This is a genomic window from uncultured Roseobacter sp., from assembly GCF_947488185.1.
In the GTDB taxonomy this organism is placed as follows: Bacteria; Pseudomonadota; Alphaproteobacteria; order Rhodobacterales; family Rhodobacteraceae; genus Roseobacter.
The window spans coordinates 804,865-828,122 of sequence record NZ_CANKYM010000003.1 but is presented as its reverse complement, the minus strand read 5'-3'; the positions used below and the strand labels follow the sequence as shown (position 1 = coordinate 828,122).

The following is a 23,258-nucleotide window of genomic DNA, read 5'->3' as shown; positions in this document are numbered from 1 at the left end:
GTGGTTTGCGTCTTGCAAGCCCCTGTTTGACCACAACATGTCGCAGGATGCATAGGGTAACACGGTAACGGTTAAGTGACAGTTATCCACAAGGTCCGGCACAACCCTGAAACGGCGGAAACGGACCTTGTGTTCTTAGTGCTGAGCCACAACGCCAGTGGCCCGCAGATGCGTCATGATCAGATCATAGATGCGGTCGTGCTGGGCAATCCGGGCGTCCTGCCCTTTGACACAGACGATCTCGTCTCCCGGCTCTTCACGCTTGAGCAATTCGTATCCGCCTTCGACGCAGACGCCCATGAAATCAAAGTGCCCGGCATCTTCCACCTCAACATGGGTGACCAGGTTTTCCTGCAGGTTGGCCACCAGGGCGCGGGATTCGATGGTCTGGTCCAGCATGTCCTGACGCCCGGAGCCGAGGACCAGCACGGGGATGTCGATCTTGGCAAGGCTGTCGGGCGCAAAGGTCTGTGTGCCCCCCAGATCAAGTGGGATCACGGTGCGCAGGCGCGGATCGGACCGGTCGCTTTGCAGCGCTTCAAGGTCGTCGGGACTGTGCCCCACCTTCCACATTTCCAGCGCCGCGCAATCCGGCCGCGCCGGGTCATCCGCGCAGCTTTGATTGAAGTGGGCCACATCGTGCCGGGCCCCGGCGGCGGCCATGACCGTGTAGCCGCCCAGCGAATGGCCCGCGGCGGCGACCCGCGTCGGGTCCATGTGGTCGGCAAACCGCGGGTCGGTCAGAAGCTGATCAAAGCTAACGCTGAGATCGGTGGCGCGCAGCCACAGCTGACGCGCCTGATCGGGGTCGCGCCCGAAGCTTGTGGTGCCGGGGTGGTTGGGCTGCACGACGATGATCCCGTCGGCAGCGAGCCGTTTGGCCAGCCACGCCTGGTTCATCGAGTTGCCGTACATGCCGTGTGACATCATCACCACGGGAAAGACTCCGGGTGCGATGCGGGCATCCAGATGGCCGGAAATGTTGCGCCAGACGGCGCTGCCCTTGAGCAACCGTTCCGGCTCCTGCGACAGCGACGGGTACCACACATGCCCTTCCAGCACGCGATCCGCTTCTTTATGCGCCGCGCGGTATTCGGCGACGGCGGGGGCGAAATCGGCGGCATCCGCCGTCGCTGCAAATCCCAGAATAATGGCCGCCGACAGGCAGAATTGGCGAAGATTGGTGTTCATGTCAGACCTCATGAATTGGTGTTGCGATGATCCTGACTTGAGCAAAGACCCGTTTTCAGGCAATGCCTTGACTGTCCTGAAACGGCTTTTAGGACAGCGCAACGCAATTGAGGACAGGCCCGCCCCTGTGATTTCCGTCCCCCTCCCCCTGTTTCTGACCGGATTGGCCGCGATTTTTGGTGTCATGGTGCTGACAAGGGCGTGGTTGCCGGGGCCTGCCAAGGCGCTTTTCGCGGCGCTTGCAGGGTTGATCGTGGTGGAAACGATCCTGGTGGCGCTGCGATTTGCCTATCAGGTCGACGCGGTGCTGGTGGTGCAGCGGCTGCTGCCATTCTGGATCGGACCGCTGATCTATCTTGGGTACTTTGCTCTGTCGGACCGCGCGGCACGCCTGCAAACAGCGCTCCTGTTGCATCTCTGCTGCGCTGCCGCTGCGACAGCCGTCGTGGCCGCTGTCCCGAACGTCCGGGTGGCGCTCGACCTGATGATCGGGCTCAGCTACGCCATCTATGCGCTGCTGCTGCTGCGGCTCTGGCGCGGCGGACCGGACCGTCTGTCACAGCTGGCGGTGGCCCATGTGGGGTTCATGCGCCGTTTGATCCTGATCGGGGTTGGCCTGCTAGTCATCACCTGCGTGATGGACACGCTGATTGCCATCGATTTTGCCCGCAATGAGGGTGCCAACGTCGGCTGGCTCCTGTCGCTGGCCAGTCTTGTGATGATTGCCACGCTGGGCGTGGCGGTTGCGGCGACAATCCGCAGCGGCGATGCACTGCCCAAGCAGAGCCAGCAAAACAGCCAGGATGCGGAGATTGCGGAAAAGGCCCGCGCCTTTCTGGAAGAAAGCCGCCTCTTCGTTGATCCGCAACTGTCGCTGACCCGTCTGGCGCGGCGGCTGGGCGTGACGGATCGGGCGCTTTCTGAGGCCATCAACCGAACCGGGGGCAAGAATGTCTCGCAATTCATCAACGAATTCCGCGTGGCTGAGGCAGCACGGTTGCTGCATTGCACATCCGACCCGGTCGGCGCCGTGGGCGAGACTGCCGGCTTCCTGACCCGGTCGAACTTCTATACCGAGTTCAACCGGGTCATGGGGCAAAGCCCGGGCACCTATCGCAAGGCGGCCAAAGACTAGCGGAGGTTGACCCATACCGCAGTCGGGTAGCCCCAGATGTCACCGGGACGGTCATCGCGTCCGAGCGGGATATTGACCGTGACCATCGGTGCGCCCGGCAGCGCACTCTGACCTGAACGGCGTTGACGGATCTCCGACGAGATATTCACCACCGCGAGTTCGGTCTGCCCCCGGAGATCGCCCGCACGGCAGGACACGGTCGCTGGCGGGGACGCCCTACCATAATCAGGCAACTCCAGTACGGTGAAGCTGGGAAAGCGGAGCTCAAAAGCATCGTTTGAAATCTGGCAGTCCGCGTCGTAATAGCTCTTCCCGTTCAACCAGACCAGAATCTGGGTGGCACGCCTGCCCCTCAGGCGTGGTCGGATTTCCGCTGGCTGACTTGCGTAGACATCCAACCCCTTTGCGCCTGCGAGTTTGGGTTGAACCGGGATGGGCGGGCCCCACCCGCCCCAAGGGGCGGTGCAGGCCGTCAGGGTCAGGGCAAGTGCGATGATGGCGCCAATGAAACGCATGTGGGATGGCAAGGATTTCATGACTGTTTTTCCTTCAGTAAGGGGTTGAGACGGCCCGAAGGTGGGCGGCCAAGGTGATGCAGATGCCGGAGGTGAGAGAAAACCAGCCCTACGAAAGTGGTGATGTTGTGGGTCAGGCCGTGATCTGCCGCAGCCTCAGAAACAATCTTGCTCAGAGCCGCGTTGTGGCAGTGGGCCACCTGTGGAAAGAGGTGATGTGCCGTATGCGCGTTGGATCCGCCAGAGAGCATTGCAGCAGCGCCGCTTTCGGGCGACCAGTCCAGACAGGTACGCAGCTGGTGTTCGGCCCAATCGTGGGGAATGCGGTCACCGTCAGGAGAGACAAAATCCGCCTCTTCACCCAGGTGCGATCCTGCCACGATGACAATAAAGAGGATCGACGCAACGCCGGTGTAGACTAGGTATCCCAGCGCCAGCGCCCAGAGTGGCGGGTTCAAGAACCACCATGGCAAACCCAGAACCACCAGCGCATGGATGGCCTTGACCGCAAGGAACTCTACCGTCGCCATCGGATTTGCAAACTGCTCGGCAGCCATGCGGCGCGCCATCTTGCGGTTTTGCCAATCCTCGACCCAAGCGAGATGCGCCATGACCAACGCGTAAAGGAACGGTGCATAGAAAGCCTGGGCGAGATGCCACGGGTGCCAGTCCCCGTAAGGTGCCAGCCGGATCAGCCGTGATCCCTCGCCGTCGATGTCGGTTCCTTCGACATTGGGGAAAACGTGGTGCAGCCGGATATGCCGCCACCGCCAAAGCGCGCCCGACACGCCGAACATGCCAAAGCCCAGGGTCAGGGCGAGCCGGTTGACAAAGCCATGACGGGACAGCGACCCATGCGCCGCATCATGGCAGAGTGTGGCAAGCACGAAGAAGGCAAAGAGACCACAGGCAGCACACCAAAGAAACGTCATTGGACCCTGCGATGTGAGCAGCAGCGCTGTCGAAACGCTGAAGGCAATGGTCCAGACACCCGCCATGCCCCACTGACCGGGCGATGCATAGCGACCGTTGCCATGCAGGCGCAGATAGTCGAGGCCTTTTTGTCGGACCTGACGGGCGAAGCCACCCGGAGTTGCAAATCTTGGCATCGTCTCACCTTTATCTGACTTTATCGTGAACATAGTTCATGAACAATGTTCATATTTGACAATTCTGATTCTGTGAACGATGTTCACGCAATGGAAGAAAAGAACGTTACGTCACGCCGCGATCGCAACCTTGCCGACATCCGACGAAAAGGTGGTGATGCTGCAGAACAGCTGCTTGTGAAAAAGGGATATGAGGCGCTCTCTGCCCGTGGGCTGGCGCAGGCCGCGGGCTGCTCGGTGGGCGCGCTCTACAACGCTTTTGGTCATATCGACGGCGTGGTGCGCGAAGTGAACATGCGCTCTGCCCGCCTCTTGCAGGCGGCGTTGGCCGCCGCTGTGACCAGTACCGATGCGAATCTGGAGACAAAGCTCACCGCCATGGCGGAAGCCTATTTCGATTTTGCACGGGCCGAACCGGAGCGATGGCGGGCGCTTTTCAGCTACCCAGTGCAGACCCCGGATGATGGGCGCTTGTTCACGGTGCAGGATGAACTACAGACCATGTTGCGCAGCGTGGCGGGCGTGAAAAATGACAATGGCGTGGAAGCGGTGCGGTTGACCCTGCTCTGGGCGTCCGTGCATGGTTTGGCCACATTGACCGCCAGAGACACGATCCGCGGTCTGGACGCAGGGGCCGCACGCAAATTTCTAGCCGTGCTGGTCCGTTCTGGTCTGGCGGCTGACATCGAAGACCCGTGATCTGATCCGCTGTCCGCCTGCGCTCAGAGCCCCAGCTTGTCGCGCATGAAGGCGAGCGCCACGGACAGACCATCCGGCGCGATGCCATGGCCGGTACCCTTCATGATATGGGCGTAGACGTCCTGCCAGCCTGCTTCCTGCAGGGCTTCAGCGGCCTGTGGCAGGGATTGCGGGGGCACGACATCATCGGCGTCGCCATGCACCAGAAGCACCGGCGGGCGCACGACCACTTCATCGGCAAGGGTTTCGGGGCTCAGTAATCGACCGGAAAAGCCGACCACACCGGCCACCGCGTCTTCGCGGCGCGGCGCCACATGCAGCGCCATCATTGTGCCCTGGGAAAAGCCAAAAAGCACCACCTGCTCGGGCAGCACATCTTCATCGACCATCAGCGCATCCAGAAAGGCATTGAGATCGTCGATGGCCTGCATCATGCCGCGCATGCTCTCTTCTTCCGACGAGCCATCGATCCACGGGATCGGAAACCACTGAAATCCCATGGGCGCCCCGGCACAGGCCTCGGGCGCATCGGGGGCCACAAAGAGCGTATCGGGCAGATGTTCGGCCAGCGGGTCCGCAAGGCCCAGAAGATCGGCGCCATTGGCCCCGTAGCCGTGCAGAAACACCACGACAGACCGCGTATCCCCCGACACCGGCGCGCGGCGGCCTGCATTCAAAACCCGTGTCATGTGATCCCGTCCCTCTGTTTGGCCACCCGGTAGTACGCAAAGAGCAACCGCGCTGCAACCGACCGCCAGGGCGACCAGCTTTCCGCCTTCTCGCGCAAGGCCCGTTCCTTCGGGCGCTCGGGCAGATCGTAAAGAAGGCGCGCCGCTTCCTGCAGGGCAAGATCGCCGGGGGCAAAGACATCCGCGCGGCCCAGCGAGAACATGGCGTAGATTTCCGCGGTCCAGACACCGATGCCGGTGACGCCGGTCAGCACCCGGATGACCTCCTGATCAGGTGCCGATCTGAGGGCAGCAAAGTCGATCTCTGCTGTGGCAAGCGCATGCGCGTAGCGCGCCTTCTGACGGCTGAGGCCCAGGGATCGCAAGGCCTCTGCGCTCAGGGCCTGAACGGCGGCAGGCTCCGTCGCGTCCGCCTCCTCCAGCCGCGCCCAGAGCGCACGGGCCGAGGCGGTGGAGACCTGCTGGCTGACAATGGCACTCAACAATTGTGCAAACCCGTCCGGCCTGCGGCGCAGCGGCAAAGGACCAGTCGCCTCTAGCGCGCGGGCCAGGCGGTCATCCTGACCGGCAAGCCAGGCAGCCCCTTCGGCCACATCCGCGTCGGTTTCAATAATCCGCCCAACGCTCATGCGTCGGCTTCCCAGGCCAGCGCCTCGGTCACGGTTTCAACCACCTGCACGCCCGTCGGCGGATCGGGCCGCGCAACCATGGCCACGCGAAGCCCCAGCCGCCGGGCGGCCAACAGTTTCGAGATGCTGGCCGAACCGCCCACGTTGCGGCAGATCAGGCGCGAAATCCGCAGGGTCTGAAAGAGCGCCTCTTCGCTGTGCTGAGAGAAAGGCGGCGTGCCGGTGACGTAGCGCACAAAGTCATAGGGCGGTGGCGCTGTCTGGGCTTGGGTCTGGCGCAGAAACAGCACCTGCCCGGCAAATGTCTCGAACTCCGGCAGGGAGGCCCGCCCGGTATTGCTGAACACACGCTCGCCCGCGGGGATGTCTTCGGATGCCCTGCGCACGGTGCGGTAGTCCGTCCAGTAATCCTGCCCGGAGGCGCGCCACGGCGGGCGCAACACCCGCAGATACCGCAGGCTCAGACGTGTCGACACAAGCGCGGCGCGACGCGAGACCTCCGCGTCAAAGGCGTGGCTGGCATCGAGCACGCAGACCACGTTGTTCGTGTCTACCCAGGCCTCGAAACTCGCGTTGTCCTCAAAGGCCCCTACCCGCGTCGGCACTGGTAAAGGCTCAAACACCCGTTCAGGCTCTGGCAGGCTGGCGACAACCGAGCGGCCACGAGATTTAAGACGGGATACAAGGCCATGCGCCTCACGCGCGCCCGCCATGACCAGAATCGAACCCGCATTTCTCATATCGCGACTTTAGGCCACAAGCCCCCGGTGGCAAGGGGACTTGCCCCGACCCGGCAAGCAGATTACCCAAGGCGCATGCACGCAACAGATGATAGTCGCGCCAAGCGCAATGTGATGGTTCTGGTCATGGCGCAGGCGTTTCTGGGCAGCCAGATCACGATGATTTTTGTGATTGGCGGATTGGCGGGACAACAGATGGCGGTCAACGCCTGTCTTGCGACATTACCCATTTCGATGATCGTCTTCGGGTCGATGACCACCGCGCCCTGGCTCTCGGGCCTGATGCAGCGTTTTGGGCGGCGCGCTGGCTTTCTCGTCGGCGCCGTTGGCGGGTTGATCGGTGCGGCCATTTGCGCCTATGCGCTGACGCTGGACAACTTCTGGATCTTTCTGGTCGGCAGTTATCTGACCGGTATCTATATGTCTTCTCAGGGTTTTTTCCGATTTGCCGCGGCTGATACAGCCTCGGACAGCTTTCGCCCCAAGGCAATTTCCTATGTCATGGCAGGCGGGCTGCTGTCGGCCATCATCGGGCCGCAGCTGGTTGGCTATCTGACCAGTGCAAACCCCGATGCCACGGTCATGCGGTTCTTCCCGGTCTATATGGCGGCGATGGCGCTGAACGTGCTGGGCATGCTGCTCTTTGCCTTTCTCGACATCCCCAAACCGCCGAAACCTTCGGCGGAGGCACCGCGGGGACGGTCGGTCATGGAATTATTGAAGACACCGCGCATCGCGGTTGCCGTGATCTGCGCGATGGTGTCCTACGCGCTGATGAACCTTGTGATGACCTCCACGCCGCTGGCCGTTGTGGGCTGTGGGTTCGCGGTGGCGGATGCCTCCAACGTCGTTACCGGCCATGTTTTGGCGATGTTCGCGCCGTCATTTTTTACCGGCCATCTGATCGTCAGGTTCGGGGTAGAGCGGATCATGGGGCTTGGCCTGCTGATCCTCGGTGCCGCCGGGGCCGTGGCGCTGTCCGGCGTGGCGCTCGCGCATTTCTTTATCGCCCTCATCCTGCTCGGGCTGGGCTGGAACTTTGGCTTCATCGGCGCCACTACCATGCTGGCGGGCGCACATGAACCGCATGAGCGCGGACGCATGCAGGGAGTGAACGATCTGCTGGTCTTTGGCGGGGTTACACTGGCCTCGCTTGCCTCGGGCGGGTTGATGAATTGCTCCGGCGGGTCGGCCGAAGAGGGTTGGGCCGCCGTGAACCTCGCCATGATCCCTTTCCTGGTGCTCGCCGGAATCGCGTTGATCTGGCTGGTGATGCGGCCCAAACCACAGGTGGTTTGAGGGCTCTGCCCTCGGCGCTGTTTGCGCCTCACCCGGGATATTTGAGGTCAGAAGAATTCAGATACGCTTGGTCAGACGGGCGCAGATCAGCGTGAGACTACGTTGCAGCGCCGGGGTGACGAGGGCGCCGCGGGCGACGCGCCCGGGCTGGCGCGCGGTGGTTTTCAGAATGTGACGGGCACGCCAACCGGAGAGCAGAACCAGACGTGAGGCGCTACCGAGGATGGATTGCGTTTTGAGGTCAGCCAACGCAGCTTTGGCCAAGACTGCCAAGGTTTCGGGCCGCCCATCGTACATCGGGCGTTTGCCCCGTGCTTCAAGCTCCGGCAACGCCTGAAACCAGTTGGCCAGCGCCACGGCGCGCGCGGTTTTGCGGAACGCGGTTTCCTCGGCGGCTTCTGCACCCAAGGCTTGCGCAGCGGTCCAGAGGAGCGTGCCTGTCGTGGCGTCAAGATAGCGCCACATCTCCGCTTCGTCCTCGAAGGGGGCCGCGCCGATATCCCAGCGGCGGGCAGCGATCAGCCCGTCCAGCGCGCGGGCCTGATCCGGCGTCAGAAAACCCGCCAGCGGCGTGACCACCTCGTGCCGTCGCACGGGGCGGCTTTCGGCGATCTCCTCCAGCGCATCCCGCCACCATTGCAGGCGCATCTCGGCGATCATCGGCTCCTGCGTCACCCAGGGCGCACGCGACACTTCGATGTTGAAGGCGTAGAGCGGAAAGAGGATGCGGCGCGCCGAGACCGGGCTTGCCATGGTGGCCGAAAAACGGTCGGCGTCACCCTGTTGGACCAGTGCCGCGCAGGCGTTCAGGTCGGCGTCAAACCCCATTCGGACGCACCACGCTCAGCAGGTAGCCAAAGCTTTCCGGATACGCCCGCCAGACATCCGCCTCCCGGCGCGCCTCTGCAAGTACCTGCTGCATTTCCGGTGTGTCGCCAGGTGAGAGTGCGGCGATCCGCTTGTCCATGGAACCGTAGTAGTTTTCCCATGCCGCGGCGGAGAGCTTGCGGGTGCCCAATGTGGTGTATCCCGCAGCCTGCACCTGCGCGTCGATCCCGGCAACATCGGTCATTGCAGGATATTCGTCCGCCCAGAGGTCGACGGCTTTTCGGGGCCGGGCATCGGTGAACCAGCAAGGTTCGGAAAAGGCAACGACGCCGCCCGGCGCCAGTGCAGCGCGCCACGTCTTCAGCCCCGCGGTGATGCCAAGAAAGTAGAGCGCACCTGCACACCAGATCAGATCGAAGGGGCCGGTCATCTGGCCCATGTCGCCGGTGATGATGGTCACCGCCGGATCATCGCCATGCAGCGCCCGCGCCTGCTCCGTGAAATCGGGGTATTTGTCGAGTGCGGTCACCTGCCCGTCCAGGGCGACCGTTCGCAGCGCCGCAATATCCGCGCCTGGCCCACAGGCCGCGTCACAGATGCGGGCAGAGCTTGGGGTCCCCGCGACACCCGCCGCCCAGATGATATCTGCAGGCTCACCGGGCCCTTCGCGCGGCAGATCGCGGTGCAACGTAAAGAAGGCATCCCAATAGGCGTCGCTCATGACGATCCTCTCGTGTCCCGCAGGATTTTCCAGCGGATCGCGTCGAGCAACGCCTCGAAGGAAGCATCGACTATGTTCGGGGACACACCCACAGTGGACCAGCGCCGCCCCTGCCCGTCTTCGCTGTCGATGATCACGCGGGTGACCGCCTCGGTCCCCCCTTGAGTGATGCGCACCTTGAAGTCGACGAGGCGCATGTCGTCGATGATGTTCTGATACGGCCCGAGATCCTTCGCCAGCGCCTTGGCGAGCGCGTTCACGGGTCCACGGTCGGAGCCGCTTTCGTCCATGGATTCGGAGACCGAAAGTTTCTTCTCGCCATTGACTTTCACAACGACCACCGCCTCGGAAAGGCTGATCATCTTGTCGTATTTGTTTTTACGCCGCTCCACGGTGACGCGATAGCGTTTGACCTCGAAAAACGCTGGCATCTGTCCCAATGCGTCACGCGCCAGCAGCTCGAAACTGGCCTGAGCAGTATCGTAGGAATACCCTTCCGCCTCACGCGCCTTGATCCGGTCGAGGATCAACCCGAGCGCCGGGTCGCCTTTTTCGACCGTCAGCCCTGCGCCGCTGAGCCGTTCCCGCAGATTCGACTGCCCTGCTTGGTTCGACATCGGGATGATGCGGGCATTGCCCACATCAGCGGGGTCGATGTGCTCATAGGTGGTGGGATCTTTAAGGATAGCGCTGGCATGCAGCCCCGCCTTATGTGCAAAGGCCGAAGAGCCGACGAAGGCGGCTTGCCGGAAGGGCACGCGGTTGAGGATTTCATCGAGCATGCGGCTGACGCGGGTCAGCCCGGTTAGGGCCTCGCGCGTCACCCCGATCTCGAAGCGGCTGGCGTAGGGTTCTTTCAGAAGGAGGATCGGGATCAGCGCCGTCAGATTTGCATTACCACAACGCTCGCCGAGCCCGTTGAGTGTGCCCTGGATCTGTCGCGCACCTGCATCGACAGCAGCCAATGTGCAGGCAACCGCGTTTTCCGTGTCATTGTGAGTGTGGATGCCAAGGTGGTCACCGGGAATACCGGCGGCGATGACCTCTGATGTGATCCGCCCCACCTCCTCCGGCAGGGTCCCCCCGTTGGTGTCGCAAAGTACGACCCAGCGCGCGCCCGCGTCATAAGCAGCCTTCACAGCCTCCAGCGCATAGGCGGGATTGGCGCGGTAGCCGTCAAAGAAGTGTTCGGCGTCAAAGAGTGCCTCCCGATCGGTGGACTTCAAGTGCGCGATGGAGCGGGCAATGTTGTCGGTGTTTTCCGCATTGGAAATGCCCAAGGCAGCGCTGACGTGAAAATCATGTGTCTTGCCGACCAGGCACACGGCTTCGGTTCCTGCATTCAAAACGGCAGCCAGCACGTCGTCATTTTCTGCCGACATCCCGGCGCGTTTGGTCATGCCAAAGGCAGTCATGCGGGCGTGGGTTTTGGGTGCTGAGTCAAAAAACGCGCTGTCGGTGGGGTTCGCCCCAGGCCAGCCGCCTTCGATATAGTCGACGCCCAGCGCATCCAGAGCTTCGGCAATGGCGCGCTTCTCCTCGGTTGAGAACTGCACGCCCTGTGTCTGCTGACCGTCGCGCAGGGTGGTGTCGTAAAGATACAGGCGCTCGGTCATAGTAGTCTTTCGCGAAGGTGGCCCAAGGCCCACCCTACCTGTGGGCTGGCAGGTAAGGTGGGCTTCAGGCCACCTTTGGCTGAATGGTTGGCGGAGTGTGTGGACAGCGGAGAGAACGGTTCGGGCTGCAAACCCGAGCAGCGCCCGACCCTCCCCACGGGAGGGCGCTTCACGCCCCCCCAGACTCGGGCGCTGTCTTTGGCGCGGAGCGACGCAGTCATTTCAGGCTCTCTTTGAATCTGCGCAAGTCATTCGCTCTTAGGTCTCGTTCGTCATCGCTGTTCGTTTCCGGATTCTCATGACGCCACTCGCTTGCACGACCTTTCTGGGAGGTCAAACGAATGCCCTTACTCAGCAGCCAGCTACGAATTTCATCTGCTTCATCCCAAAGTTCGTTCTCACGCTTGTCGGACCAAATCGAGACAATTTCTCCTATTGTGTCACGAATCTCATCGCTGACTTCACTGACAGCTGGCCAGTTAGACAAATTGTTACCCAGCAAACCCAATACTGCAGCTGAAGCTGCAAGTTGTCCCGCTTCGCCTTCTGCCGCAAAACGGTGCAATTCTGCCATTGCGCCCGGCACATTCAGGTCGTCACTGAGCGCTGTAATCACCTCGGGCGCGGGGCTCGACGCGGGCTCGATGCCCGTGACGAGACCACGCCACTTGCGCAACGTTTTCTCTGCTTCCTCCCGCTTCTTCTCCGTCCAGTCCATCGGCTTGCGGTAGTGCGTCGACAGCATCACGAAACGGATCACCTCGCCCGGCACGCCCTGGTCCAGCAAATCGCGCACGGTGAAGAAATTGCCCAGCGACTTCGACATCTTCTTGCCCTCGACCTGAAGCATCTCATTGTGCATCCAGACGTTCGCAAACCCATGGCCCGCGCAGCGGGATTGGGCGATCTCGTTTTCATGGTGCGGGAACTGCAGATCGATTCCACCTCCGTGGATGTCGAAACGCTCTCCCAGCAAATCACGCGCCATGGCGGAGCATTCGATATGCCAACCCGGACGGCCCCGACCCCAAGGGCTGTCCCAACCCGGCAGATCCTCCGAAGAGGGTTTCCACAACACGAAATCCATCGGGTTGCGCTTGTAGGGTGCCACCTCGACCCGGGCACCCGCGATCATGTCATCAACGGACCGACCGGAAAGCGCACCATATTCCTTGTAGCTCTCCACGGCGAAGAGCACATGGCCCTGCGCCTCATAGGCATGACCCTTGGCGATGAGATCCGCGATCATCGCGATCATCTGATCAATGTACTGCGTGGCACGCGGCATGGCGGTGGGCTCCAGCGCACCAACGGCGGACATATCCTCAAGATACCACTGAATCGTCTCGTTGGTGAGATCGCCGATGGCGCGCCCGGTCTCTGACGCGCGGGCGTTGATCTTGTCCTCCACATCCGTGAAATTGCGCGCATAGGTCACGTGATCCGCGCCATACACGTGGCGCAGAAGCCGAAAGAGCACATCAAAGACGATCACAGGCCGCGCATTACCAAGATGCGCGCGGTCATAGACGGTTGGACCGCAGACATACATGCGCACATTCTGCGCATCGAGAGGGGTGAACGCCTCTTTCTGCCTTTTTCTTGTGTTGTAGAGTTTCAATGTCGTCATGACAGGCGTCCTTGCGCGGGTGTGACGCGGGCTTAGCAATCTTGTGACAGGTTGAAAAAGACCTAAAACCGCCCGCTGGGGGAGTTCAGCAAATAATACAGCAAATGAGCGTGGTTCTGGTCATGCCCCATCCCTAGCCCGACGCGGAGGCGCCGGTCAAGGCCGATTGACGAATCGTGCCACCTCTGCGCCCCTGCGCAAGAGACTGACGGAGGCAGCCATGCATCAATCCACGCGAATAACGGGCCTCACCGGGGGCGGATCAGACGGCTGGGACGTGTTCCTGAAAGCGCGCCGCATGATTGCCGATGGCATTGCCGTCACGGAACTGACGATTGGCGAACACGACATCCGCACCGCCGCACCGATCCTGCAAAAGATGCATGCCGCCGCGATGTCGGGTCACACTGGCTACGCAGCGGTGCCGGGAACGGACACCCTGCGTGACACGGTGGCCGCGCGGGTGCAGGCGCGCACGGGCGTCCCCACCAACCGAAACAATGTCGTGATCACACCCGGTGGGCAAGCCGCGCTCTTTGCCGCGCATATGGCGGCCTGCGATCCCGGGGATACCGCGCTCTACATTGATCCCTACTACGCCACCTACCCAGGTACACTCCGCGGTGTGGGGGCCATCCCCCAAGCGATCAAAACCCACGCGGCGGAGGCGTTTCAGCCGCGCGCGGAGGACCTGCGCGCGCAGTCGCGGAACGCCGCCTCCTTGCTCATCAACACGCCGAACAACCCAACCGGCGTGGTTTATTCCGACGCGACCCTCTCCATGATCGCCGAGACATGCCAGTCCGATGATCTGTGGCTGATCTCGGACGAAGTCTATGACACCCAGGTCTGGGAAGGACGCCACCTGTCCCCCCGCGCCCTGCCGGGCATGGCAGAACGCACGCTGGTGGTGGGCTCCATGTCCAAATCGCATGCCATGACAGGCTCGCGCTGCGGCTGGATCGTGGGGCCGGAGGCGGTGATTGCAAACCTGATTACGCTGGCCACCCACACCACCTATGGGGTGCCGGGATTCATTCAGGATGCCAGTGATTTCGCGCTGAAACAGGGAGCCGCCTTCGAGGCGGAGATCGCCGCACCCTTCCAGCGGCGCAGAGCCTTGGCCAAGCAAGTGATCGCCCGCCAAAACACCGTCGGGCTCGTACCAGCGCAGGGGGCGATGTATCTGATGCTGGACATCCGCGCGACTGGCATGACCGGTGAGGCCTTTGCTTACGACTTGCTGGAGACACACCATATCGCCGTCATGCCGGGTGAAAGCTTTGGCACCTCGGCTGCCGGTCATATCCGCGTGGCCATGACCATCGAAGACAGAGCGTTCGAGCAGGCCCTGAGCAAGCTCTGCACCCACGCGGAAAAACGCGCCGCATGAAAATGGGCCCGGCGTCTTGCGACGACCGGGCCCTTCCTGGGGAGGAAACTCAGATCAGAATTGCCAGGATGCGCGCACTGTGAAAGTGTCCGCCTCTGCATCCACGCCAGCGGCACCACCGATGTCGCTGAAGTCATGCATCAGGTATTCACCTGACACGATGAATTGTTCGGTGGCTTTGTACGAAACGCCAACGCCATAGAACTCGCCGGTATCGCTGCCGACGGATGTGTCCAGATCGGCAAAACCGGCAGTCGCATAGACCAGCGTACGCCCGAAGTCATAACCACCGCGCAGCTTGGCACGCCAGACGGAATCGACGGAGGCACCGCCGGGTGTCAGATCTACGCTGGCATCGTCATAGTCGAGTTCACCACCCACAACCCAGGTGCCGAAGTCATAGTTGTAACCGGCGTGCAAACCGTAAGTGGTGTCATCGCCACCAACGCCGGCCAAACCGTTTTCACCGTCCACGTCCAGATTGCCGATTTGCGCACCGGCGTAGAAACCGGTCCAGTCACCTCCTGTATAGACAGGTGCAGGCGGTGGCGCGGTGGGTACGGGCGTTACGACGGGTTCATCCAGTGCTCCGGCAAATGCGGGCACGGTCATCAGGGCTGTCGCGGTCACCGCGGCTGCTGCACTCAAAATCTTTTTCATTGTCATGTCCTTATTATGGGTTGCGAACGCCTTTTACGGCATCCTCTTGGGCATAACTGTGGATGCTGCAGTTTGGTTCAATGCACAGACGATCAATGAAACGTGAGGCGGCGGAAACGGGCCCAAATCGCCTGATTTCGACGGGCAAGATCGGCAGATATTTGCTGCGTTCATCTGTCGCTCTTAAAAAGTCGAAAAACGACGTCGGGTCGCAAACAGGCTTGACCGGTTCTGCAGCAGCAACGCAGGTTAGGCCGAGGAGAGGAAATCCCGATGCAGGATGATCTGAGCAAGATCAACATCGTGGTACGCACCATCGGTGCGGAGCGGGGCCGTGCGGCGCGCGGGCGACCAGCTGCGGCGTAAGCCAAAGCCGACCCTCTTTTTCTTTTCAGGACGACCACATGACACAAAGAACCCAAACACGCAGCGGCGGACGCTCGGCGCGCCGTGCTGCCCGTGCTGCCCCCCTCGCCTCTCACCTGCGCCCGATCCGTCCCGGCATGTCCGGCGGTAAGTACAAACCCCTTACCGCCACCGATATGGACAAGATCCATGGCGCAGCCCTCAATGCGCTGGAAGAGATCGGCCTCGCCGATGCGCCACCGTCCGGCATCGCTTATCTGACCGGCGCAGGGGCCATCCTTGGCAACGACGGTCGCCTCCGCTTTCCCCGCGCACTGGTGGAGGACACGATTGCGCGCGCCAACCGGTCCGTCACCCTGATGGGCCGGGACCCGGCGCATGATCTGGAGCTGTCCGGTCACCGCGTGCACTACGGCACGGCAGGTGCCGCTGTGCATCTGGTCGAGGTCGATGGCAGCAGCTACCGCGAATGCGGTGTGCAGGACCTGCATGACGCCGCGCGGATTGCCGACCAGCTCGACAATATCCACTTCCTGCAGCGCCCAATGGTCTGCCGCGACATCACCGACAACCTCGAAATGGATCTGAATTCCATCTACGCCTGCTGCGCGGGCACCACGAAACACATCGGCATCTCCTTCACCGATCCCGGTTTCGTGAAACACGGCATCGAGCTACTGCATATGATCGCGGGCGGCGAAGAGGCCTGGCGTGCACGACCTTTCGTCAGCAATACCAATTGCTTTGTTGTGCCTCCCATGAAGTTTGCCACCGAATCCTGCGAGGTCATGGAGGAGTGTATCCGGGCGGGCATGCCGGTGCTGCTGCTCTCTGCCGGCATGGCCGGGGCCACGGCGCCCTCGACGGTAGCGGGTGCCATTGTGCAGGCCGTTGCAGAATGCCTCGCCGGGCTGGTCTATGTGAACGCAGTGAAACCGGGCCACCCGGCGGTGTTCGGCACCTGGCCCTTCGGGCTCGACCTGCGCACGGGTGCGATGACCGGCGGGTCCGGCGAACAGGCACTTTTGACCGCAGGCTGCGCCCAGATGCACAAGTACTACGGTCTGCCCGGCGGGGCTGCCGCAGGGATTGCCGATGCAAAGCTGCCCGATATGCAGGCCGGATGGGAGCAGATGTGCTCCAACGTGATGGCCGGGCTTGCGGGGCTCAACATGGTGTATGAGGCGGCGGGTATGCATGCCTCATTGCTGGGCTTTTGCCATGAATCGCTGATTTTGGGCGATGACCTGATTGGTCAGGCGTTGCGCTGCGTGCGCGGGATTGAGGTCAATGATGAAACCCTTGCGGTCGATCAGATCCGAGAGGTCTGTCTGGGCGGGCCGGGGCACTATCTCGGGACGGAGCAAACACTGGGACGCATGCAACAGGACCACGTCTACCCGACCTTCGGGGATCGTACGTCGCCAAAGGAATGGGTTGAACTGGGAAAACCCGATTTGATTGAAAAGGCCACCGCGCGCAAAGACGACATATTGGGGCAACGGGCCTCAGCACGGTTTGATCCGGCCTTGGATGCGCAGATACGGGCGCGGTTCAAAATCCACTTGCCCGCGTAAGAAAAAGGAGATGCCCGGCTCTTGGGGGAGAAACCGGGCATCTCGACCTGAGCGCCTGCCATCAGAATCGAAAGGCGTCCATCTCAGGCCTGTTGGCTGGTTAGGCTGGCATCAGGCCAGCTTCTTGCGCGGATTGCACTTCGGCTTCGTCCAGCGCGCCGTCCGCATTGAGATCCATCGTGCTGAAGGACTCTGCGGTGATGTCAGGATATACTGCCTGAACCTCATCGATTGTCAGAACGCCATCGCCATTCGCATCCGCCGCCAGCTGTGCGAAGGCCGCAGAGGCCGACAGAAGAGCGATGGTTGCAACTGTGGTTTTGGTGATCAGTTTCATTTGGGTACTCCCATTTAGGTTTGAACATAAGTGTCCAAGGCACAACTCGGCGCCTCAGTGGGGTAGATGCGCAAAACGGCTGTTTCGTCCCTGCTGCGGTGCGGCACAGGCGGATCGCGCCATTCCCCGCCGATTGAGGCATGGGCAGGTGGCGGCGGCTCGCCGAAAAAGGCCCAAAAACCGCGATCGGCAAAAAGCCCCCGTCTGGCACCCCGGAACAGACCTGCGATGCTGGTGTTGGTCCCAATCAAAAGGAGCCCGACATGTACTCGACACACGACATGCCTTCCGATCTGGACGCCCTATTGCCCCGCCTTGCCGGGCGCGCCCGGCGCCTCAGCGACAGCCAGAGTGACGCTGACGACCTGGCGCAGGAAACCGCACTGAAACTCTGGGCAGCCCTGCGCAAGGGCGCAGAGGTCGACGATCTCGACCGCTATGCCATGACCATCCTGCGCAATCTCGCCCGACAGCGCTGGCGATCTGACAAGCCAACCGATCCGCTGGAGGAGGAAAGTGCCGCGGTCCCGCCGACAGCGCCTGCGCGCATGGCCTGTGCCGATCTCGCCGCTGCGGTGGAAAAACTGCCTGAGACGCAGGCCTTGCTGATCAACATGATCGCGGCCGGCGAAACCAGCCCGACCGCCCTGGCGCAACGCACCGGATTGCCCCTGGGCACGGTAATGTCACGCCTAGCCCGTGCGCGCTCCAAACTGCGCGCAGAGATGGGGATTGCCCAGAAAGCCCCGGTCTCCGATCTTTACTAGGTCACAAAAAACACGGGGCACCCCAAGAAAGGGACGCCCCGCCAAGATTTCTCAGAACAGCCAGTGGTCGCGACAAGTCAGGCTGCTGCTTTGCGCTTGCGCCGCAACATCATGATACCCCCGAAGCCCGCCAGCAACAGCGGTGCCGACGCCGGCAGAGGAACGACCTCTGGCGAGATCTCTACCTCGGTCAATGAGACCGTGACAGAGGAGTTGCCATCCCAGATACGGTTAAGTCCAAGCAGGATCGAATTTTGTGTTGGAGCTACGACAACATTCCCGCCAAACGGAAATCTTGACGTTCCAGCGTCCTCCACAACGCCGACGCTGGCAATACCGTTGCCAAAGTCCAGCCCCGTCAAAGAGATGAACCAGCCCGCCACCTCGAAGTCCTCGAAATTCGCGCCGATGAGGCCCGCCTCGCGCCACTGGAACGTAATTGTGTCTTCAGACACATCCACATCAATGAAACGATCACTGACGAAATCAGCGGAAAAATCCACACCCGCCCCGGCAACTGCCGAGCCGTTCTGGAGATTCGGATTTGATGCAAGGCCAACCTGATAGTTGAAAGTATCGCCAATCAGGGTTGCCGCGGAGGCCGCCATTGGCATGCTTAATATGAGGCCCACCAAAAGGGCGCTCGTCTTGAAAAAAGTCATCTTAACCCACCTTCCTAAATATGGCGAAATCTTGCTCACTGGTGGGCAAATTGTCAAGTTATGCGCGTTGGAAAACAGCATGAGAGCAATGATTTTCCTAAATAATTTCTCTGACACGGTTGTGGAAGCACAACCTCGGCGGGAAAGTTCCAATGTAGATGACGGAAAGCCAACCCGCGGGTTGGTGCGCGTGCGCCGGGCCACCGCAGCGTGCAACGGTCAGATCGAAAACCTGTCGGCAAAAAGAAAAAACGGAGAGCCGAAGCCCTCCGTTCAGTTTCGCCGTTCAGGCTCAATATGTTAACCGCTCGGTATTTTTCTGCCTGCGGCCTGAACGTCGTCGGGGGCGAGCGCACCCGCCCCGTGTCCCGTGAGACATCCAAGGATGTCTCACGGAGCAGGACTGAGCGGGTTTCCTTTCGAAAACCTGCGAAGTCCTGCTCCGCTGGGTAACTGGAAGGCCAAGGTCCCACCCTGCCCTGCCGGTATTCGTCGGGGTGCGGACTGCCCGTGGGCAAAACCGCCACCCCTACACGTCCCCCAGGGACGCGTTTTCTTGGAAGAATGCTATTTCTTCCGGTTCGGACGCTGTGTCAGCGCCGACGCGGCTGCTGTCTTAGCAGCTTTTGAGGATTTCGGATTGCGGAGTACTTTAGATGCAGCAGATGCAGCTTTAGCACTCGTAACCTCCGAATTCTTGCGTCGTGACATGATGGTCACTCCTCTTTTCCACAGGCAGCTGGTGGATAAACCATGTATTTCCTGTGAGTTAGCAGCGCGTCGTTGATCACCGTTGCGTTCCGTGTATTTGCTCCTTTCATCGGCCTTTTGGACCGAACAGCTTTGCCCTTTGCCCACGCTGTTTAGGCTTGGGGCGAGCGGGGATCAGCGTTGCAGCGCTGGTCCCCAACTCTCAATCTCCTCAGCTACACCCGGACGTGCCGCCGCAGGTGTTGCATTTCATACAAGTCCCGTTGCGCACCAGAGTGTAGTTGCCGCATTCACCGCAGGCTTCACCCTCGTAGCCCTGCATCTTGGCCTTGGTACGGGCGTCCATGCTGACCGATCCGCTGGTGACCGCCGTTGTGGCCATGGCCACCGCAACGCTGCCCTCGGAGACTGGGGCAAGACCGTCGAAAGCAACCGCTTCCTCCGCAAAGCCCTGCTGGCCGCCCTGCAGCACCACCAGTTCTTGCGGCAGTCGCTTGCGCAGATACCCGGTGGAGCTGATTTGTTTCAGCACTTCCAGAGACTTTGTTGCCGCCGTTTCAGAGAGTTCCGAGACGTTGCTCACGCCTTCCTCTTCCCCGCGACCGAGGTCGTCAAAGGTGTGGCCCTCGGGCTGGACATGCGCCAGATCGGTGCGGTCGAGGTAGCTGACCGCCAGCTCACGGAACACATAGTCGAGGATCGAGGTCGCATTCTTGATGGTCTCATTGCCCTGCACCATGCCGGCGGGCTCGAATTTGGTGAAGGTGAAGGCGTCGACGAACTCCTCGAGCGGCACGCCGTACTGCAGGCCCACCGAGACCGCGATGGCGAAGTTGTTCATCATCGCCCGGAAGCCCGCACCCTCCTTGTGCATGTCGATGAAGATTTCGCCCAGGTTGCCGTCTTCATACTCGCCGGTGCGCAGGTAGACCTTGTGCCCGCCAACGATGGCCTTTTGGGTATAACCCTTGCGGCGCTGAGGCATCTTCTCGCGGTGCGATTTGACGATTTCCTTGACCACAACTTTTTCGACGATCTTTTCGGCCAGCACGACCGCCTTTTCCTGCTGCGAGCCGCTTTCCAGCACCTCCTGCGCGTCGTCGTCATCCTCGACCAAGGCTGCCGCCAGCGGTTGCGAGAGTTTCGAGCCATCGCGGTAGAGCGCGTTGGCTTTCACCCCCAGCGACCAGCTGAGCTCATAGGCTTTCTGGCAGTCCTCAATGGTCGCGTCATTCGGCATATTGATCGTCTTGGAGATCGCGCCCGAGATGAAGCTCTGCGCCGCCGCCATCATGGTGATGTGGCTGTTCACGGAGAGGAACCGCTTGCCCTTCTTGCCGCAGGGGTTGGCGCAATCGAAGATCGACAGATGCTCATCCTTGAGGAAGGGCGCACCTTCCAGCGTCATCGTCCCGCAGACGTGATCGTTGGCCGCGTCGATGTCCGCTTTCGAGAAGCCCAGGTGCTTCAGCAGATCAAAGGTCGGATCGTTCAGTTTTTCGGCAGGGATGCCAAGCACTTGCGTGCAGAACTCTTCGCCGAGCGTCCACTGGTTGAAGACAAAGCGAATGTCGAAGGCCGAGGCCAGCGCGGCATCCACTTTCGCCAACTCATTGGCGCCAAAGCCGTGGCCCGCGAGCGAGGTGTGGTTGATGCCCGGCGCGTTGCCGATGGTGCCGTGACCGACCGCGTAGGAAACGATCTCTTCAATCTGCGCCGAGCCGTAGCCGAGTTTTTCAAGCGCGGCGGGCACCGATTGGTTGATGATCTTGAAGTAACCGCCACCGGCCAGCTTCTTGAACTTCACCAGCGCGAAATCCGGTTCGATCCCCGTGGTGTCGCAGTCCATGACCAGACCAATGGTGCCGGTGGGTGCGATCACCGAAACCTGCGCGTTACGGTAGCCGTGCTTTTCGCCCAGCTCCAGCGCCTGATCCCAGGCACCGCGCGCCACGTCGATCAGCCGATCATCGGGGCAGTTCTTGTAGTCGAGCGGGACCGGCATGACGGAGAGGTCTTCATAGCCGCCGACCTTGCCGTTCGCCGCGTTGCGGTGGTTGCGGATGACCCGCAGCATGTGCTGCGCGTTCTTGGCATAGCCCGGGAAGGCGCCCAGCTCGCCCGCCATTTCGGCGGAGGTCGCATAGCTCACCCCGGTCATGATCGCGGTCAGCGCCCCGCAGAGGCTGCGGCCCTCGTCGCTGTCATAGGAATATCCCATGTTCATCAGCAGACCGCCGATGTTCGCATAGCCCAGACCCAACGTGCGGAAGTCGTAAGACCGCTGCGCGATCTCCTTCGACGGGAACTGCGCCATCATCACGGAGATTTCCAGCGTCACGGTCCAGAGACGCGTGGCGTGCATGTAATCCTCAACCTGGAACTCGCCGTCCTTCAGGAAGGTCAGGAGGTTCATCGACGCGAGATTGCACGCGGTATCGTCGAGGAACATGTACTCCGAGCACGGGTTGGATCCACGGATCGCGCCATCTTCGGGGCAGGTGTGCCAGTCGTTCACCGTGTCGTGGTACTGGATGCCAGGGTCGGCGCAGGCCCAGGCGGCGTGGCCGATCTGCTCCCAGAGTTCGCGGGCTTTCACGGTCTTGGTGACCTTGCCATCGACGCGGTTGATCAGTTCCCAATCGGCGTCTTTCTCGACGGCCGTCAGGAAGGCGTTGGTGACGCGGATCGAATTGTTCGAGTTCTGGCCGGAGACGGAATTGTACGCCTCGCTATCCCAGTCGGTGTCGTATGTCGGGAACTCGATGGAAGTGTGACCCTGCTTGGCATAATCCAGCACGCGCTTGACGTAAGTCTCCGGGATCGAAACCTTTTTCGCCGCGCGGATCGCTGTTTTCAGCGCGTCATTCTTGGCGGGGTCATAGGCATCGGCTTCCGCCCCGTCCCATGTCTTGATCGCCTCGAAGAGACCGTTGAGCTTCTGCTCGTGCATCTTGGAACCAGCGACGATGCTCGCAACTTTCTGCTCTTCGATGACTTTCCAGTTGATGAAATCCTGGATGTCCGGGTGATCCGCGTCGACGATCACCATCTTGGCGGCCCGGCGCGTGGTGCCACCCGATTTGATGGCCCCCGCCGCACGGTCACCGATTTTCAGGAAGCCCATCAGCCCGGAAGACCGGCCCCCGCCGGACAGGCTCTCCCCCGCAGCCCGCAGGCTGGAGAAGTTGGTGCCGGTGCCGGAGCCGTATTTGAACAGACGCGCTTCCCGCACCCACAGGTCCATGATGCCGCCGTCGTTTACGAGGTCGTCTGAGACAGACTGGATGAAGCAGGCATGCGGTTGTGGGTGCTCATAGGAAGATTTGGATTTGGTCAGTTTGCCGGACTTGTAATCGACATAGTGGTGACCCTGGGCCGGACCGTCGATGCCGTAAGCCCAGTGCAGGCCGGTGTTGAACCACTGCGGGCTGTTGGGGGCCGCGCGCTGTGAGGCCAACATGTGGCGCATTTCGTCAAAGTAGGATTTGGCGTCGCTCTCGGAGGTGAAGTAGCCCCCCTTCCAGCCCCAGTAGGCCCAAGCGCCTGCCAAACGGTCGAAGACCTGTTTGGAGGAGGTTTCACCGCCCATCTCCGCGCCCTCTGCGGGCACCGACCGCCACAAGAATTCAGGCACGCCCTTTTCTTTCACCCGACGGGTTTTCGAGGGGACGCCCGCCTTGCGGAAATACTTCTGTGCAATGACGTCGCTGGCCACCTGGCTCCAGGAACCGGGCACTTCGACCTCGTCGAGACGAAACACAACTGTGCCGTCCGGGTTGCGGATTTCCGATGCAGTCGTGACGAAATCAAGCTCCGCGTATGCGTCTTGTCCGGCCTTGGTGAATTTACGTTCGATTTTCATTTTTTCGCTGCCTCATTTCCAGCTATTCCATCTACAGACCAACGCCGTCATTGCCGCGTTGCTCCAGCCCCGTGCCATCGGCCAAAGACACATTTTCCTTGTCCGGAGCGGCCCGTTTC

General features: G+C 61.4%; 20 protein-coding genes. 6 read left to right on the top strand and 14 right to left on the bottom strand.

Annotated elements, in window-relative coordinates:
- Positions 1-135 precede the first annotated feature (135 nt).
- Positions 136-1,191: an alpha/beta fold hydrolase gene (locus Q1A52_RS15220; RefSeq protein WP_300017080.1), complete on the bottom strand. Its 1,056-nt coding sequence runs from the start codon at positions 1,189-1,191 to the stop codon at positions 136-138.
- On the opposite strand from Q1A52_RS15220, the gene Q1A52_RS15215 reads away from it, so the two are divergent.
- Entirely contained in the window at positions 1,190-2,326 is a 1,137-nt protein-coding gene (locus Q1A52_RS15215; protein ID WP_300017078.1) for an AraC family transcriptional regulator, read from the top strand. The two genes, Q1A52_RS15220 and Q1A52_RS15215, sit on opposite strands and share 2 nt — an antisense overlap.
- Here the strand turns inward: Q1A52_RS15215 and Q1A52_RS15210 are convergent.
- Both Q1A52_RS15210 and Q1A52_RS15205 read right to left on the bottom strand, forming a co-directional pair.
- A complete protein-coding gene (locus tag Q1A52_RS15210) occupies positions 2,323-2,862 on the bottom strand; it encodes a hypothetical protein (RefSeq protein ID WP_300017075.1) in 540 nt (179 codons plus the stop codon). The two genes, Q1A52_RS15215 and Q1A52_RS15210, sit on opposite strands and share 4 nt — an antisense overlap.
- Complete coding sequence (locus tag Q1A52_RS15205) at positions 2,859-3,950, bottom strand: fatty acid desaturase (protein WP_300017072.1); 1,092 nt, start codon at positions 3,948-3,950, stop codon at positions 2,859-2,861. The genes Q1A52_RS15210 and Q1A52_RS15205 overlap by 4 nt, the downstream gene beginning before the upstream one ends.
- Positions 3,951-4,040: 90 nt before the next feature.
- On the opposite strand from Q1A52_RS15205, the gene Q1A52_RS15200 reads away from it, so the two are divergent.
- Complete coding sequence (locus Q1A52_RS15200) at positions 4,041-4,649, top strand: TetR/AcrR family transcriptional regulator (protein WP_300017069.1); 609 nt, start codon at positions 4,041-4,043, stop codon at positions 4,647-4,649.
- Between the two features lie 23 nt (positions 4,650-4,672).
- Here the strand turns inward: Q1A52_RS15200 and Q1A52_RS15195 are convergent, their stop codons facing one another.
- From Q1A52_RS15195 to Q1A52_RS15185, 3 genes are read right to left on the bottom strand one after another with little or no spacing between them, the layout of a single operon-like run.
- The gene (locus tag Q1A52_RS15195) at positions 4,673-5,338 is read right to left on the bottom strand and encodes an alpha/beta fold hydrolase (protein ID WP_299783042.1); all 666 of its coding nucleotides are present in this window, start codon (positions 5,336-5,338) and stop codon (positions 4,673-4,675) included.
- A complete protein-coding gene (locus Q1A52_RS15190; RefSeq protein WP_300017066.1) occupies positions 5,335-5,967 on the bottom strand; it encodes a DNA-3-methyladenine glycosylase 2 family protein in 633 nt (210 codons plus the stop codon). The genes Q1A52_RS15195 and Q1A52_RS15190 overlap by 4 nt, the downstream gene beginning before the upstream one ends.
- A complete protein-coding gene (locus tag Q1A52_RS15185; protein WP_300017062.1) occupies positions 5,964-6,707 on the bottom strand; it encodes a precorrin-6A/cobalt-precorrin-6A reductase in 744 nt (247 codons plus the stop codon). The genes Q1A52_RS15190 and Q1A52_RS15185 overlap by 4 nt, the downstream gene beginning before the upstream one ends.
- A 75-nt stretch (positions 6,708-6,782) precedes the next feature.
- Between Q1A52_RS15185 and Q1A52_RS15180 the strand changes: the two genes are divergently transcribed.
- Positions 6,783-8,006, top strand: a complete 1,224-nt coding sequence (locus Q1A52_RS15180) for an MFS transporter (protein ID WP_300017059.1) — start codon at positions 6,783-6,785, stop codon at positions 8,004-8,006.
- A gap of 57 nt (positions 8,007-8,063) precedes the next feature.
- Here the strand turns inward: Q1A52_RS15180 and Q1A52_RS15175 are convergent, their stop codons facing one another.
- The 4 genes from Q1A52_RS15175 to cysS all read right to left on the bottom strand — a co-directional run bounded on the left by Q1A52_RS15175 (position 8,064) and on the right by cysS (position 12,801).
- A complete protein-coding gene (locus Q1A52_RS15175) occupies positions 8,064-8,834 on the bottom strand; it encodes a squalene/phytoene synthase family protein (protein WP_300017056.1) in 771 nt (256 codons plus the stop codon).
- Positions 8,824-9,555, bottom strand: a complete 732-nt coding sequence (locus Q1A52_RS15170; protein WP_300017053.1) for a trans-aconitate 2-methyltransferase — start codon at positions 9,553-9,555, stop codon at positions 8,824-8,826. The genes Q1A52_RS15175 and Q1A52_RS15170 overlap by 11 nt, the downstream gene beginning before the upstream one ends.
- Positions 9,552-11,171 carry a citramalate synthase gene (cimA, locus tag Q1A52_RS15165; RefSeq protein WP_300017050.1) on the bottom strand — a complete coding sequence of 540 codons (1,620 nt, stop codon included), beginning with the start codon at positions 11,169-11,171 and terminating at the stop codon, positions 9,552-9,554. Before cimA ends, Q1A52_RS15170 begins: the two co-directional genes overlap by 4 nt.
- Positions 11,172-11,388: 217 nt before the next feature.
- Positions 11,389-12,801, bottom strand: a complete 1,413-nt coding sequence (gene cysS, locus Q1A52_RS15160) for a cysteine--tRNA ligase (protein ID WP_300017047.1) — start codon at positions 12,799-12,801, stop codon at positions 11,389-11,391.
- 220 nt (positions 12,802-13,021) lie between these two features.
- On the opposite strand from cysS, the gene Q1A52_RS15155 reads away from it, so the two are divergent.
- On the top strand, positions 13,022-14,194 hold the full coding sequence (locus tag Q1A52_RS15155; protein ID WP_300017044.1) for a pyridoxal phosphate-dependent aminotransferase: 1,173 nt from the start codon (positions 13,022-13,024) through the stop codon (positions 14,192-14,194).
- Positions 14,195-14,248: 54 nt separating this feature from the next.
- Here Q1A52_RS15155 and Q1A52_RS15150 read toward each other — a convergent pair whose 3' ends face one another.
- Positions 14,249-14,854, bottom strand: a complete 606-nt coding sequence (locus Q1A52_RS15150; RefSeq protein ID WP_300017041.1) for an outer membrane beta-barrel protein — start codon at positions 14,852-14,854, stop codon at positions 14,249-14,251.
- Positions 14,855-15,258: 404 nt separating this feature from the next.
- Between Q1A52_RS15150 and Q1A52_RS15145 the strand changes: the two genes are divergently transcribed.
- Positions 15,259-16,797, top strand: a complete 1,539-nt coding sequence (locus Q1A52_RS15145; protein WP_300017038.1) for a trimethylamine methyltransferase family protein — start codon at positions 15,259-15,261, stop codon at positions 16,795-16,797.
- A 100-nt stretch (positions 16,798-16,897) separates the two neighbouring features.
- On the opposite strand, the gene Q1A52_RS15140 is transcribed toward Q1A52_RS15145, so the two are convergent.
- Positions 16,898-17,134, bottom strand: coding sequence for a hypothetical protein (locus Q1A52_RS15140; RefSeq protein ID WP_195820442.1), 237 nt, complete (start codon positions 17,132-17,134; stop codon positions 16,898-16,900).
- Positions 17,135-17,397: 263 nt separating this feature from the next.
- Here Q1A52_RS15140 and Q1A52_RS15135 point away from each other — a divergent pair, with 263 nt between their 5' ends.
- Positions 17,398-17,901 carry an RNA polymerase sigma factor gene (locus Q1A52_RS15135; RefSeq protein WP_300017035.1) on the top strand — a complete coding sequence of 168 codons (504 nt, stop codon included), beginning with the start codon at positions 17,398-17,400 and terminating at the stop codon, positions 17,899-17,901.
- A gap of 77 nt (positions 17,902-17,978) precedes the next feature.
- On the opposite strand, the gene Q1A52_RS15130 is transcribed toward Q1A52_RS15135, so the two are convergent.
- Both Q1A52_RS15130 and Q1A52_RS15125 read right to left on the bottom strand, forming a co-directional pair.
- Positions 17,979-18,680, bottom strand: coding sequence for a VPLPA-CTERM sorting domain-containing protein (locus tag Q1A52_RS15130; protein WP_300017032.1), 702 nt, complete (start codon positions 18,678-18,680; stop codon positions 17,979-17,981).
- Between the two features lie 805 nt (positions 18,681-19,485).
- Positions 19,486-23,139, bottom strand: coding sequence for a vitamin B12-dependent ribonucleotide reductase (locus tag Q1A52_RS15125; protein WP_300017028.1), 3,654 nt, complete (start codon positions 23,137-23,139; stop codon positions 19,486-19,488).
- Positions 23,140-23,258 lie beyond the last annotated feature (119 nt).